Genomic DNA, 14,138 nt, shown 5'->3' with positions numbered 1-14,138 from the left:
AACACCCTCAAAGGAGGAGGCTCCTATGCAGCACTTTACCACAGCCATTCCTGCAATGAAAGAGCTTGAAGAGTGGATGTTCAGAAAGATGCAAGACATGTTCGTCGACGCGATGAGAAGCACGCTGGAGATGTTGGATCAGATCATTTTGGAGCAAAGGGATCGAGAGCGGTATCGCGTCAAGGCTGAACGGGAGACCAGCGTGAATACGGTGTTTGGCAACATTCGCTTCAAGCGGAGATTGTACATGGATCGCCAAACCGGCAAACACGTGTACTTGCTCGACCAGCACATGCGATTTGAGGGGCGAGGAAAAGTCAGCCCGCATTTGTTGGAAACAGCCATTGCCTTTGCCGCGGAAGGGCCGTCGTATCGTGACAGCGCCAGACGGCTTGAGCAACTGTTGGGCTATGCGGTGCTCAGCCATGAGGCGATTCGCGGGAAGCTGATCGAGCAAGCGGAGAAGCCGGTCAAAGCAACAGAAAAACGACCGGCCAAGGTGCTGTTCGTGGAAGCGGATGGCCTGTACACGAAATTGCAACGGCGGAAGCGGAAAGGGATGGAACATGCGATTGCCGTGGTACATGAGGGCTGGGAGCAGGTCGGCAAGCGTGTGCGGCTTAGGAACAAGCAGCATGATCTGCATCGGGGGGAGGGCGACTTTTGGGAAGCGTTTGGCGACTTTCTGACCGAACGGTACGAGATCGACGGGGACACCTGGCTGGTGGTGGGCGGAGACGGAGCGAAGTGGATCGGGGAATGTGAATCGTACTTTCACAAGTGCATCTACACGCTGGATCGCTTCCATGTGGCACGTGATCTGAAGCGGTTTGTGGGCCACCTGCCGAAGGTATGGAAAGAAGCAAGACAGGCGTTGGCCAGGCAGAACCCGGCGGACTTGATGGCGGCCGTGGAGCGCGTGCCGATCGAAGCGATTGCGCCTGACAAACGGGAAGAATGGACCGCCTACCAGTCGTTCTTGAGGCGGCACCGCAAGCATCTGGAGGATTACCGGAAGACCCTTGAGGCACACGGTATCGATACGAGGGGTATGAGGCCGATGGGAAGCGCGGAAGCCCAGATGCGGGTGTTGGCGAAACGGACGAAGCGCGGAGGATACAGCTGGAGTGAACGAGGCTGCAGGGCGATGCTGGAGACCGTCATGCGACGCAGGCAGATCGGCAGGTTGGAAGAAGCCGAGGAGCACGCAGTTGAGTCCCCGCAACGTGTGGTTAGTGTACGGAGGTTGCTTCACGACGCCATACGACCGGCGAAAGGCTATGTTGACGGAATGATCCGACTGCTCAGAAGCCAATGGCAAAGTCGCCCGACTGGAATGGCATTAAAAGGACTTAGAGGATACTGATACCAGGGATCTGGAGCAGTTCCTGAAGGAAGAAAAACTGAAACCGCTAACAAGGGATTGGCTCTTTTTTCGGTTGTGATCCAGCATCCCCAATAAGGTGCCCACGCTGACTTGACTCAGACCCTGAAAAGGAATGATTTCCGCATTTCCGTCAATTTATGTTATGATTACGTGGAACTCTACTGTCGAATTGCGGCGAACGCCGCTTGAACATGGAAGGGATTGAACCATGCATAGATTGAGCGGGACTGGCGACTCCGCCCTGATCCGGCGGATCAATACCGCCATCGTGCTGGAATGCATACGCAATGAATCGCCGCTCTCCCGCGCGCGCATCTCGGAGCGGACCGGGCTGAACAAGGCGACCGTGTCGAGCCTCGTCTCCAATCTGATCGCCGGCGGGCTCGTATCGGAGATCGGCACCGGCGAGTCGAGCGGCGGAAGGAAGCCGGTCATGCTGCTGTTCAACGCCGGAGCCGGCTATGCGGTCGGCATCGATGTCGGCGTGAATTACATCCGCGGATTGCTGACGGATCTGGCGGGCACGCCCGTCGCACGCCGCGAGACAAAGATTGCAAGGCGCAGCCCGGAGGACGTGCTGCCCCTCCTTCATGATGTCATCCGCGGGTTGATCGGGGACGCGCCGGCGAGCCGGTACGGCGTCGTCGGCATCGGGATCGGTGTGTCGGGCATCGTCGACGACGGCGGGACGATTCTGTTCGCGCCGAACCTTAACTGGCGGAACGTGCCGCTCAGGCGGCTGGTCGAGGAACGGTTCAACCTGCCGTGCGTCATCGACAACGAGGCGAACGCCGGCGCCGCCGGCGAACTTCGCTACGGCGCGGGGCGGGGCTTTGCCGACCAAATCTATGTCAGCGTCGGGATCGGCATCGGCACGGGCATCATCATCAACCGGGAACTGTACCGCGGCAAGTCCGGGTTCTCGGGTGAGCTCGGCCACATGTCGATTGCGATGGACGGCCGCCAGTGCAGCTGCGGCAATCTCGGCTGCTGGGAACTGTACGCCTCCGAGAAAGCGCTGATCGAGCACGGCGAGCCGTACGCCTCCTTCGAAGCGGCGTGCGCCGCGGCGGAGAGCGGCGACGGGCAAGCCGTCCGCCTGCTCGAGACGATCGGCGCCTATCTGGGCACAGGCATCGCGAATATTGTGAATGTGTTCAATCCGGAAGCGGTCATCCTCGGGAACCGGATTTGCATCGCCGAACGGTTCGTCCGCGACGCCATTGAACGCGAGATCGAGCGCCGCACGCAAACCTACAACCGGGAAGGCATGCGCCTCCTGTTCGCCGAGCTGGGCGAGCATTCGGCGGTGCGCGGCGCGGCAGGCTATGCGATCAGCCGCTTCTTCGACAGCCTCAACGGCCAAGGCGCCGGCTGAGAACGTTTGTCTCCAGCCGTGTTTTCGCTCCCTGCAGTCCGGTCCGGCCGGCTCACGGGAGTATTTTTATGGATGGCGAAACGATGGTACATTATAGAATATCATGCCAGATTTTCATCTTGCTGACGGTTCAGGAGTGGATGCATTCGTAATCGACACCATCGGGCACACTTCAGATCGAGACAGGGGATGTCTTCTTGCGCGCGTTACGGTACTGGTTGTTGTTCATTGTTCTTTTTACACTCTCCAATGCTCATCATGCGGAGGCGGCGGACGGCAGGGGGGAGCAGCTGATCCGGCATTGGGAGATTCAGTGGATCCGCGCCGACGGCGTAAACCGCGACCGGCCGCTGGAGGAGGCGTCGGCCTGGGCGGCCTCGTCTGCCGGACAGTTGACGCGGATGCCGGCGGATGCGTCGGGCGTCTGGGTTCGGGTCCAACTCCCGCCTACCGCATCTTATCGTCAACCGGCGCTGCTGGTAAACCGGTTGTACGGCCGGAACCTGTCCGTCTATGCGGACGGTATGCTTCTGCACGAGTCGACCCGCTCGGTCCGGTTCGACGTGAGTAAACTGTTCCTGCCGCTCCCGGCCGACACGGATGCCGTGACGCTGCTCATCCGGATCGGCACGACGGAGGAGCGAGCCGGCGTCTACTCCGCCATCCGGATCGGCGAATTCCAGTCGCTCACCGCCGCCTTTATCCGTCGGGAGATGCCGGATTTGGTGCTCGGCGGCGGCATGCTCATGCTCGGCGTCATCATGCTGGCCTGCACCGGATTTCTGACGCGCAGCGTGCGCGCGTTCTGGCTGTCCCTCTCGATTATCGCCCTGTCCGCCGGAACGCTCGTCTTCACCTATTCTCCTCTCCCCTACATACTGTTCGAACCGCGAATCGCGTGGCTGCCGTTGGCGTACGATATGGTGCTGTTCGCTGCGGCTCCAGCGTTCATGTATTTTGCCGACACCGTCTTCATGGGCCTATATCCGTTCTACACCCGGCTTCGGCAGGTAATGGGAGGCTATGCCGGGCTGTGCTTCCTGATGGTCGGTCTGTACGTCTGGATGCCCGAACGGTTCGCATCGGGATACGATCTGGTCACGACCACGATCCTCGGCATGCTGATGCTGGCCGCGTTCGTGATCACCGCCGTGCTGGCCGTGGCCGTCACCATCCGCGGCAACTGGCACGGCGCCGTCCTGTCCGGCGGCATCTTCGTCCTGACAACGTCGGCGGCCGCCGATCTGGCGATGTACTATTTCAGGGACGAGCCTTATGATCCGATCTTGTGGAAATTCGGCACCCTCGTGCTGCTCGTCGCGCTGATCGTCATTCTGTCCGCGAAAATCGCCCGCGACCACGCCGCCGTGATCGCCTACACGAAGGAACGCGAAGACTACAACCGCAGGCTGCAGCGCGCGGAGAAGCTGAAAATCATCAGCGACCTCGCCGCGTCCGTCGCCCATGAAGTCCGGAATCCGCTTCAGGTGACGCGCGGTTTCCTGAAGCTGCTTGCGGAACGGGAACTGTCGAACCGGAAATATTACGACATGGCGATCGAGGAACTGGACCGCGCCTCCTCCATCATTACGGATTTCCTCACCTTCGCGAAGCCGGAGATGGACGAATTCGCCGTGCTCGACATCGCCGACGAACTGGACAAAATTTACGCCATCATGTCGCCGCATGCCTCGCTGAACGGCGTCACGCTCCGATTCGACGTGCAGGACGGGATCAGGATCGAAGGCAATGCTTCCCGGTTCAAACAGGCCATCATCAATTTCATCAAGAACGGCATCGAGGCGATGGAGAGCGGAGGCGAGATCGTGATCCGGGCGTACAGGCAGGACGGACAGGCGGTCATCCGGATCCGCGACAACGGAAGCGGCATGGATGAGGAGCAGATCGCAAAGCTGGGGACGCCTTATTTCTCGACCAAGACGAAAGGAACCGGCCTTGGCCTCATGATGACGTTCCGCATCATCGAGGCGATGAACGGCACCATCTCGTTCGACAGCAAAATCGGAAAAGGAACCGAAGTCACGCTCCGGTTCCCGGCCGTCCATCCGGAATGATCACCACCAGTACCCGGCCGGCCTGGCGACGATGGCGGAGACATCCTCCGGCCGCGGCGGAATCGTAAGCACGTGCCGGGTCGGGGTCTCCTCCACCACCAGCAGTTCGTGTCCTTCCGGAAATTCGATACCGAACGCGTCGCGGATCGTCTGCTTCGGTTCGGCCAGCAGCCGCTGCCTGAACGATTCGTCGTCCCAGGCTTTGCGGATGATGTCTTCCCGGAGCTGATCCGCATCGATGCGTTCTGTCATCGTCGTCGACATCGCGCACACACCCTTTCACCATGGATTAAAGACGAGCTACTTCCTGATTATACCATGTAAATTGTTTCTAGTAATCTAGGTTTTTGATAGATCCGAAATTAATTTGGAAAATCCATGGCCGGCAATCAGCCGCGACACTTCCGCCTCCGCTTCTTCCGCGCCCCGGCGGATGCCGTCCGCGAGCGTCCGGGCGAAGAGGATCAACATGGGCGGCGCCGCCCGCTCATCGATGCGGCCGGCGTACGCGTCCGCGATGCGGGACAGGCGGGCCAGGGCGCCGCGGCGGAAGACGGCCGCCTTGACGTCCCGCTCCGTGAACGGGCGCGGCTCACCGGCTTCGGCATCGTCCGGCCCCAGCGCGTCGCGGACGATCGTCAGGAAGGCGTTACCGTCGGGAGCGGCCAGATCTTCGGCCCAGTCCTGCCAGTCATCGGACAGCTGCAGCACCGCCAGCGCGAGGTCGAGCGCCTCTTCGACCGCCGGCAGCCGCTCGTCCATCCCGGCAGCCAACAGCATCGCCGCCGCGCCGAGCTTCACCGGCGCCGACTTGCGGGCCAGCTGCCGGACGTCGAGCGGGTCCGCGCGGCGCTCCGGCTCGCCGCCGACCGCGGCCGCCCATTCCGCGGCGTATCGGGCGTACAACGCCCACAGCCGCTCCGGATCGGCCGCGGCATGGCGCGCATAGCGCGCCTGGAACGCTGCGTGGAACAGCTGGCCGAGCGCCAGCAGCCGCCTCGGGTCGGCCGGCGCCGCCTCCGGCCCGTCCATCAGGTCGTCGACGATCGAGTAGTGGAGCATCGCGAAGAGGCTGCCGACGGCCAGGTCGCGGCAGACGCGGCGGCCCAGGCCGGTGATGTCGTCCATCCAATACGGCAGCAGGTACGCGATGACGCTCGCTTTCCCGCCCGTCTTCAGCGGATGGCAAGCGCCGATGAGCTCCCGCCCGAGCCGGCCGAGCTCGTCCGGGAACCGCCCGGCCTCCGCTTCCGCCTCCACGAACACCTCCAACAGTTCGCCGCGATAACGGTCGATGTATTCCATCTAGATCCCCTCTCCGCATAATCGGGAAAAAAAGGCCAATCAGAATCACTCTGATTGACCTTTTGCCTGCCCCGCAAGCTTCCGCACCCGGTCGAACAGACTGCGGAAAACGGCGTCCCGCCGCACATGCTGCGCCATCTTGATCAAATGTCTGCCCTGATCGAAGCTGTAGGTGCCGCCCTCGTTCAGGATCGGGCTGTGCACGATGCGGCACGGCACGCTGCGCTCATCCAGCAGCCAGCCGATCGTCGAGATGTCCCAGATGACGCGCGAATACGCGTAATGGTCATCGCTGCAGGCCGCGTACGTCTCCGCCAGATACCTGCCGATCGCGCCGCATTCTCCGAGATGCAGATCGATCTCCGCCTTCGTCGTCAGGAGGTGCGACGCGACGCCCATGCAGGGCACAAGCACGAGCGGCACGCCGCAGTCCAGGACGACGCGCGAGGCGTGAACGTCCTGGATCATGTTGAACTCGCGGGTATGATCCCACCACGGCGCATGCCCGCCGAGCCAGACGACGACGATCTTGCCGATGATCCGCGGCTCCATCAGGATGGCGGACGCCACATTCGTAATGGCGCCGATCGCGACGACGTAGAGCGGGTCGTCGTCCGGCGATGCGAGCGCCAGCTCGACGATGCGCCGCGCCGCTTCGCTCTCGACCGGCCGGTCCGGCCCGGCCATCCAGCCGCGCGACCCTTCATAAATCGGAATCCGGCCGGCCGCGCCCGCAATTCTCACAATGCGCTGCAATTCCTCATAACTCTTCACCATGCCGTCTTCGGGTCCGTCCGACCGTTCGTTGTGGAACGGCGCGGCGCACAGCGCTTCGATCTTCAGCCGCTCCGGCGATCCGAGCGCGAAGATGACGGCGAATTGGTCGTCAATCTCGTTGTACGTGTCGGTGTCGAGCACCATCCGCACTTTTCCGCCGGGATGGTGCAGCCGCTCGAGGCGGAACGAATCGGTCAGGCCGGGATACCGGGTCGTCATGCCGCATTCCTCCGATCAATAAGAACTTCACCGCCAAACAGCGCGGAACCCGCATCGCTACACTTTCATCATAGCGAACATCGCCCGGACTTGCCATGCACCGGTTTGATCCGCCAGCAAAAAAATGCAAGCCCCCGGCGCTCGCCGGCGCTTCACACGGGGGCTTGCTGTTGACCGATTCCATTAAGCTCTGTTGCGTCAGACGCCCTTCCGGGTTATCCTTCCGATCTGCCGCCCGGATTCGAACCCGAGCCGAGCCGGTTCGTCAGCCCTTTGATCAGCCCTTCGACGTCGATGCCCGAGACGTCCTTGAGCATCTGCGGTGCCGTCGCCATGAGCGACGTGACGTAGTTGCTGACGCGCGCGGCGCCTTCGCCGTGGCCGGTGTCGACGACGGTCAGCTTGTCGATGCTCCGGATCGGCTCCGCCACCTTCGACGCCAGCTCCGGCAGCATCTTGACGATGATGTCCAGCACGGCCGCTTCGCCGAATTTCTCGAACGCTTCGGCCAGCTTCTCCTTCGCCTCCGCTTCGGCGAGACCGCGCAGCCGGATGACTTCGGCTTCCGCGGAGCCGCGGGCGCGCTCGGCTTCCGCCTCGGCGAGGCCGGCGAGCCGCTTCTGCTCCGCTTGCGCCTTTGCTTCCGCTTCGATGCGGAATTGCATCGCTTCGGCCTCGCGGATGCGTCTTGCCTTCTCCGCTTCCGCCGCCTGTTCGATCGCGTACCGGTCGGCGTCCGCCTTCTTCTTCACTTCCGCGTCATACTGCTTCTCGCGGCGCAGAATCTCCTTCTCTTCGAGATCGATCTCGCGCTCCTTGCGCACCAGCTCGACTTTCATCTGCTCTTCGACGACGCTCTGCTTCGCGCGCGCTTCCTGGATGGCATACGCCTGGTCGGCTTCCGCCCGCGCCATGTCCTGCTCTTTCTTGAACGCGGCGACCTTCAGTTCCTTCTCCTTCGTCGCCTCGGCGATGTTCGTGTCGCGCAGCAGTTCCGCCTTCATGCCCTCTTCTTCGGCCCGCGCCTTCTGGATGCGCGCGTCGCGGATCGCTTCCGCCTCCGCGATCTCGGCGTCCCGCTTCACCATCGCAATGCGCGGCTTACCGAGCGCTTCGAGGTAACCATGCTTGTCGCGCACGTCCTTGATCGTGAACGAGACGATCTGCAGCCCCATTTTCTTCAGGTCCTTCGCCGCCACGCCCTGCACTTCCTGGGCGAACTTGTCGCGGTTCCGGTACACTTCCTCGACCGTCATCGAGCCGAGGATGGCGCGCAGATGGCCTTCCAGCACTTCCTGCGCCTCGCCCTTCAGCGCTTCGATCGGCTTGCCCATGAACTGCTCGGCAGCGGTCGAGATATCTTCGATCGAACCGCCGATCTTGATGATCGCCACGCCGTCGGCGAGCACCGGAACCCCTTGCTCGGTGTACACTTCCGGCGTCGACACGTCCAGCTTGTGCGACAGCAGGGAGATGAATTCCGCCTTCTGGAAGATCGGCAGGATGAACGCGCCGCCTCCGCGGACGATCTTGATCTTGCGGCCGCTTTCGTCAATCACCGTATTGCGGTTGCCGAGGAACGAGCCGGTGACGATCATCGCTTCATCGGGACCGACCGTCTTGTAGCGCGCCCAGAACGCCAGGCCAAGCAAGACCAGTACGACGATAACAATAATCGGAATCCATTCGATCATAGACTATCTCCTCTCATCCAGAATATTGCTTGAAAAATCGGAATCCAGCCTGGAGACGTACAGCGTGCCGTCCCGCACCTCGACGACGACGACCTGTGCGCCGGCCTCCACCGGCACGCCGTCGAAGCTCGCGGCCATCCGGTTCGTCACCCCGGCCGCTCCCATCCGGAGCATCACCTCCCCGTAGCCGTCGGCGGGAATCGGAACGAGCACTTCGGCCAGCTTGCCCGGCATTTCCTCCATCGAGTAGCCCGTGGAACTTTCCGTCGCCCGCATCGGCCGGACATAGAAGAAATAGACGCCCGCTCCGATGACGACGGCGGCCAGCAGCGCGAAGGCGACAACCCCCCACACGGCAAGGTCCGTATAATGGCCGAGCATGAGCCCGGCGCCGCCGAACACGGTGATTCCGCCGACGACCGTCATCGGGTGGAGCCAGTCCAGCCCGTCGGGCAGGAAGTCCAGCAATCCGTCCAGCGCATCGCCCAAAATATCGCCGAACACGATGGTGACGACGGAATAGACGATACCGCCGATCAGACATGCCCAGAACAGCGTTTCCATTCACACCCCTCCCCTGCTTCGCCGATTCCGTGATTCCAATAGAATATACGAACATTACTCCCTAAAGTTCCAACGAATGTTAAGGTTTGTCTGCAAAATGCAGCCGCCTGACAGTACTATTGATTTTTGGTCTCAACTCCCGATAGAATAGAGCTGACCGAAAGTAAAAACGTTTGCAAAATTATGCGATTTTGTGAAAGCCGGTGAAAATGCGTGGAGGCCTACAAGGAGAAAGTCGAATACGAAAATCCGCTGTTGTCGCTCAAAATTTTTCGCCCGCAGCGTTACGACGACGTTTTTATCAGCTGGCATTATCATCGGGAAGTCGAACTGCTGCTGGTGGTCGGCGGCGAGCTGCACGTGCTGATCGAAGACGAGCAGCACCATATCGGCCCCGGCGGCATCGTCCTGATCGGCTCGAACCAGCTCCACTGCGACCGGGCCGTGACGCGGGAACTGGACTATTATGTCCTGCAGTTTGACCTGGACAAATTTTTCGACCCGAGCACGATGCCCTACCTCCGCTATTTCAACGAGACGCAGCATCCGCTCAGCCGGCTGAACTATATTTTCCGGGAACAGCCCGAAGTGCGCGCCGAAATTGCCGAATGCGTCACGCGCATCTTCGACGAGGCCGCCGCCAAGTCGATCGGCTATGAACTGGCCGTGAACATTCTGCTGAAACGCATCCTGCTGCTCTTGCTGCGCAACGACAACCGCCGCATGCTCGAGGAGCTCGACAGCTTCGACCTGCAGCGGCTCAAGCCGGTTTTCGATTACGTTGAAGCGAATCTGACCGGCCGCATCCAGGTGGACCGCGTCTGCAAGCTCGCCAACATGAGCTACTATTATTTCGTGAAATTTTTCAAGAAGACGGTGGGGCTTTCCTTCACGGAATACGTCAATTTCCGGAAGATCAAGTGGGCGGAGCGGATTCTCCTGACGGAAGACCGCAGCATATCGGAAATCGGGGAAATGATCGGCATTCCGAACATGGCGCATTTCTACAAAATGTTCAAGAAATACAACGACTGCTCGCCGAAAGCGTACCAGAAGCGGATGCTGTCCTGGAGCCGGAAGTGAAAGGGAGGTGGATGGTCAGTGTTTTACCCCCTCCCTCCGGGGCAGCACGAGCTTGTAGCCGACGCCGCGGATCGATTCGATCTGCACCGACTGGGGGCTCAGCTCCAGCTTTTTGCGCAGGGAGCTGACGTGCACATCGACCGTCCGCTGCCCGCCGATATAGTCGAACCCCCAGACGACGTTCATCAGATCGTCCCGCGTCACGACGACGCCCGGACGCTGCACGAGATAGAGCAGCACCTCGAACTCCTTGGGTCTCAGCGCTACCGGCTCGCCGCCCGCGGTCACCTCGTACTTGTCCGGATAGATGGCAAGGTCCCCCACCCGGATGACGTTCTCTTCCGCGGCCGGCGCCGCCTCGCCGCTGCGCGACCGGCGCAGCACCGCCGCGACGCGCGCCAGCAGCTCCGCGACGCCGAACGGCTTCGTCATGTAGTCGTCCGCCCCGTGCCGCAATCCCTGCACCACTTCATCCTCCGCATTGCGCGCCGTCAGAATGATGACCGGCGTGCGGACGCCGTGCTGTCTGAGCTTCGTCAGAATTTCGAAGCCGTTCATGCCGGGCAGCATGATGTCCAGCAGAATGAGGTCGAACGACTGCCGCAGCGCGGCCTGCAGCCCGTCGCTGCCGTGGCCCTCGACCGTCGTCTCGTATCCTTCCTGCATCAGATTGTACGACAGGAGACGCGCCAGCGTCGGCTCGTCCTCGATGACCAGAATGCGTTCTGCCATGGGCAACCCCCGAATGAGTGGGATCATCAACTCTACTATACCATGACCTGTCCGGCGAAGTGTTAAGCTATTGTAAAAAGAGTCCCGCGTCGCCTGCACTTTCCTGCAGCACCGGCAGTTCGATCGTGAACGTCGTGCCGACGCCGACCGTGCTCTCGACGGCAATCGACCCCCGGTGAAGCTCGACGAGATGCTTCACGATGGACAGGCCGAGTCCGGTGCCGCCCGAACTGCGGGAGCGCGCCTTGTCCACCCGGTAGAACCGCTCGAAGATGCGCGGCAAATCTTTCTTCGGGATGCCGATGCCGTTGTCGGAGATGCGGATGCGGATCGCATCGTAGTCATCTTCCTCCGCGATCTGCCCGTCTCCGGATGCGACCGGTTCAACCTGGATCCGAACGCGGCCGCCTTCGGGCGTGTAATTGATCGCATTCGACAGCACATTCACGACGATCTGGCGCAGACGGTCCTCATCCGCCTCGACGTACAGTTCGTCCCCGACCTCCGTCTCGATCCGGATGTTCTTCCGCTCCGCTTCCTTCGCGAGCAGCTCGACCGTCTTCCCGATGAACGGCCCGAGCTCGACCGGCGAGAACAGGAGCGGCGCGCGCCGCGACTCGATCTTCGACAGTTCGAGGATGTCGTTCACGAGCCGGTTCAGCCGGTCGCTCTCGTCATGGATGATCTGGAGAAACGCGCGCTGCGTCTCCGGATCGCCGCCGGCGCCGCCGAGCAGCGTTTCGGCGAAACCTTTCACCGCGGCGATCGGCGTCTTCAGTTCGTGCGAGACATTGGCGACGAATTCGCTCCGCATCCGCTCGAGCCGCCGGATGGCGGTCACGTCCTGCAGCACGAGCAGCAGCCCGCCGGAATCGTCCCGGCCCTCGATCGGCACGAGATTGATCTCGATCTGCCGCTCTTCGGGGTAGTAGAACGTCAGCTCGTCGCGGAGATGTTCCCGCCGTTCCAGCGCATCCCCGATCAGTCGCACCAGTTCGTACTGCTGCCGGGCTTCCGTATATTGGCGCCCAAGCAGCTCGTGAGCCGGCATGCCGAGCAGCTCCTCGGCCATCCGGTTGAGCAGCAGGATGACGCCGGCGCGATTGATCATGACGATGCCGCTCGTCATGTTGTCGAGCACGCTCTCGAGCTGGCTCTCCTTCTGCCGGATGCGCACCATCTGCCGCTGCAGGCTTTCGGCCATCGCGTTCACCGCGCGCCCGAGTTCGCCGATCTCACCGCGCGGGTCCACCTCGACCCTGGCCTTGTAATCCATGTTGCGGATGCGCTGCGCCGCGCGGGTGACCGCTTCCAGCGGCTTCGTCATGCCGCGGGCGATCCGCCAGCTCGCCGCCGCCGCGACCGCGAGGAGCAGCAGCAGGCCGGTGATGAGCCCGAACCAGAGCCGGCGGATGCCATGCTCGATTTCGCTGACATCGAGCGCGAGACGGATGAAGCCGTCCGCATCCCCCGCCTCCCGCTTCACGGCGACATACATCATGTTGTGATGCGTCGTATCGCTGCGCCGGACATCGTGTCCGACACCTTTTCGCTGCGCTTCGACCACCTCCGGCCGGTTCAGATGGTTCTCCATTGCCGTCGGATCGTGATCCGAATCGCCGAGCACCGTGCCGTCGCCGGCGATGAACGTGACGCGGGCGCCGGTGATCGACCGGTAATGCCGCGCCCGCTCCGTGAAATGGGCGTAAGCGTCCGTACCGTCCGCCGGTTGCCAGTCGACGGCATCCTCGATCAGTCCGATCTCGCGGACCAGATTGTCCCGCATGGCGTCATAATGGCTCCGTTCGAACGTGACGGCCATGTAGAGCCCCGCGGTCGTCACCGCCAGTCCGACCAGGCCGATCATCACCGCCGCAAGCCGCGAGCGGAAACTGTTCATCCTCTTCCCCCTCCGCGGTTCAGCCTCTCCGCTCTATCGTAACCCCGCCGGACGCCTTTCGGCCAGCCCACCGCTCGTATATTTTCCGCAGAAGGCTCCGGAACAGGGCGGCCCCCGGCTGCTGGATGAGAATGGACAGCACGACCGGCACGGCGGCCTCCGGACGGAAATAGCCGAGGCCGATGACGATGCCGAGCGACACATTGCGGATGCCGCAGCCAAACGCCAGCGTCGTCGTCAGCTCCGCGGAACGCCACGGAAGCGCGGCGGCGTATCCCGCGGCGTAGCCGATCGCGACGAGCAAGACGACCGCCGGCAGAAGCGCGGGAATGGCGCCGCCGAGCGCATGGACATGCGGTCCGATCGCCGCCGCGTTCAGGACAATGACCGCAAGGAACGCCAGCTTCGAGAGGAAGCCTGCGGCGGGCTGCAGGACGGCGGCCGCCCTGCCCCGCGACACCTCGTTCAGCGCGATGCCCGCCGCCGTCGGCAGGACAACGATGAGCAGCAGGTCCAGCATGATGCCGCGCGTGTCCATCTCGATCGCGGCGCCGAACATCAGGTCGAGGCCGAGCGGCACGATGAGCGGACTGAGCAGCGAGCTGACGGTGACGAGCGCGGTGATCACCGCCGGCAGGCCGCCCGACACGCCGACCCACATGAGCGACGAGATCCCGAGCGGAATGAGCATGAGCAGCACGAAACCGACGACATACGGCGACTCCGCGCCGAACAGCGCTGTCCCTGTTCCCCATGCCGCAAGCGGCATGAGGACGTGGGCCGCGGCGAGCGCCGCCAGCATCGGCAGAGGCCGGGTGAACGCCAGCTTCACCTCTTGCGCGCGGATGCCCAGGCCCATCGCGAACGTGATGTACGCGAACAGCCAGGGCACGAGCGGCACGCAGCCGAGCAGCGCGTCTGAGCACAAGAACCCCAGGAACAGCGCTCCCGGGGTCAGCAGCGACATCCGGCGGTCATACCACCGGTTGAATGCGGATGCGAATGATGTAAAGGTTCTCGTGGG

At 62.3% G+C, this 14,138-nt stretch carries 12 protein-coding genes; 4 read left to right on the top strand and 8 right to left on the bottom strand.

The window, feature by feature from the left end:
* The first annotated feature begins 25 nt into the window (after positions 1–25).
* The 3 genes from THECO_RS06355 (at position 26) to THECO_RS06345 (ending at position 4,840) form a co-directional block, all read left to right on the top strand.
* The gene (locus tag THECO_RS06355; protein ID WP_015254229.1) at positions 26–1,366 is read left to right on the top strand and encodes an ISLre2-like element ISTco3 family transposase; all 1,341 of its coding nucleotides are present in this window, start codon (positions 26–28) and stop codon (positions 1,364–1,366) included.
* A gap of 229 nt (positions 1,367–1,595) precedes the next feature.
* Positions 1,596–2,765, top strand: a complete 1,170-nt coding sequence (locus THECO_RS06350; RefSeq protein WP_015254228.1) for an ROK family transcriptional regulator — start codon at positions 1,596–1,598, stop codon at positions 2,763–2,765.
* Positions 2,766–2,962: 197 nt separating this feature from the next.
* A complete protein-coding gene (locus THECO_RS06345) occupies positions 2,963–4,840 on the top strand; it encodes an ATP-binding protein (RefSeq protein ID WP_015254227.1) in 1,878 nt (625 codons plus the stop codon).
* On the opposite strand, the gene THECO_RS06340 is transcribed toward THECO_RS06345, so the two are convergent.
* The 5 genes from THECO_RS06340 to THECO_RS06320 form a co-directional block, all read right to left on the bottom strand.
* Positions 4,841–5,104, bottom strand: a complete 264-nt coding sequence (locus tag THECO_RS06340; RefSeq protein WP_015254226.1) for an NHLP leader peptide family RiPP precursor — start codon at positions 5,102–5,104, stop codon at positions 4,841–4,843.
* A gap of 75 nt (positions 5,105–5,179) precedes the next feature.
* Complete coding sequence (locus THECO_RS06335; protein WP_015254225.1) at positions 5,180–6,145, bottom strand: hypothetical protein; 966 nt, start codon at positions 6,143–6,145, stop codon at positions 5,180–5,182.
* Positions 6,146–6,190: 45 nt separating this feature from the next.
* Entirely contained in the window at positions 6,191–7,141 is a 951-nt protein-coding gene (locus THECO_RS06330; RefSeq protein WP_015254224.1) for a nucleoside hydrolase, read from the bottom strand.
* A 215-nt stretch (positions 7,142–7,356) separates the two neighbouring features.
* Positions 7,357–8,835 carry a flotillin family protein gene (locus tag THECO_RS06325; protein WP_015254223.1) on the bottom strand — a complete coding sequence of 493 codons (1,479 nt, stop codon included), beginning with the start codon at positions 8,833–8,835 and terminating at the stop codon, positions 7,357–7,359.
* Positions 8,836–8,838: 3 nt separating this feature from the next.
* A complete protein-coding gene (locus THECO_RS06320) occupies positions 8,839–9,399 on the bottom strand; it encodes an NfeD family protein (protein ID WP_015254222.1) in 561 nt (186 codons plus the stop codon).
* 213 nt (positions 9,400–9,612) lie between these two features.
* On the opposite strand from THECO_RS06320, the gene THECO_RS06315 reads away from it, so the two are divergent.
* The gene (locus THECO_RS06315) at positions 9,613–10,482 is read left to right on the top strand and encodes a helix-turn-helix domain-containing protein (RefSeq protein ID WP_015254221.1); all 870 of its coding nucleotides are present in this window, start codon (positions 9,613–9,615) and stop codon (positions 10,480–10,482) included.
* A 15-nt stretch (positions 10,483–10,497) separates the two neighbouring features.
* Here the strand turns inward: THECO_RS06315 and THECO_RS06310 are convergent, their stop codons facing one another.
* The 3 genes from THECO_RS06310 to THECO_RS06300 form a co-directional block, all read right to left on the bottom strand.
* On the bottom strand, positions 10,498–11,214 hold the full coding sequence (locus tag THECO_RS06310; protein WP_015254220.1) for a response regulator transcription factor: 717 nt from the start codon (positions 11,212–11,214) through the stop codon (positions 10,498–10,500).
* Between the two features lie 67 nt (positions 11,215–11,281).
* Entirely contained in the window at positions 11,282–13,114 is a 1,833-nt protein-coding gene (pnpS, locus tag THECO_RS06305; RefSeq protein ID WP_015254219.1) for a two-component system histidine kinase PnpS, read from the bottom strand.
* A 19-nt stretch (positions 13,115–13,133) separates the two neighbouring features.
* A complete protein-coding gene (locus THECO_RS06300) occupies positions 13,134–14,081 on the bottom strand; it encodes a bile acid:sodium symporter family protein (RefSeq protein ID WP_041854241.1) in 948 nt (315 codons plus the stop codon).
* Positions 14,082–14,138: the final 57 nt, after the last annotated feature.

It is taken from the genome of Thermobacillus composti KWC4, assembly GCF_000227705.2.
In the GTDB taxonomy this organism is placed as follows: domain Bacteria; phylum Bacillota; class Bacilli; order Paenibacillales; family Paenibacillaceae; genus Thermobacillus; species Thermobacillus xylanilyticus.
The sequence above is the reverse complement of the archived record's forward strand: the minus strand, read 5'-3'. Positions and strand labels throughout refer to the sequence as shown.